1 protein-coding gene is annotated in these 322 nt (G+C 63.7%); it reads right to left on the bottom strand.

Annotation, left to right across the window (positions count from 1 at the left end; genetic code table 11):
* Window positions 1-322: RHS repeat protein (locus tag BB427_RS09230; RefSeq protein WP_139119058.1), on the bottom strand; the 322-nt coding region annotated here is incomplete at both ends.

The following is a 322-nucleotide window of genomic DNA, read 5'->3' as shown; positions in this document are numbered from 1 at the left end:
TGATGAGCGCCAGCGGCAGGCCGCGATGGTCGCAGTGGTACAGGTGGATTTTTCGCGCCGGCGTGTACACCGGGTCCATCTGGTTTTTCATCTGCTCCACCGTCAGGCCGCACGATGCCAGCCAGCGGCGGCTTTCCTCACTCACCCGGTCAGCCAGGATTTCACTTTCCAGCCGGTCGAGCATCTGCACCAGCACCGGCGGGAACACCACACTGCCACCGTCTTCGCCGCCGGACTGCTGAAGGGTATCCGCCAGGCTGCGGCGCTGCGTTTTCGCCAGCTCACCGGTGGCGGTTTCAACTCTGATGAGTGGCGTGAAGCT

The organism is Pseudoalteromonas sp. BMB, assembly GCF_001709235.1.
GTDB lineage: Bacteria > Pseudomonadota > Gammaproteobacteria > Enterobacterales > Alteromonadaceae > Pseudoalteromonas > Pseudoalteromonas maricaloris.
The sequence above is the reverse complement of the archived record's forward strand: the minus strand, read 5'-3'. Positions and strand labels throughout refer to the sequence as shown.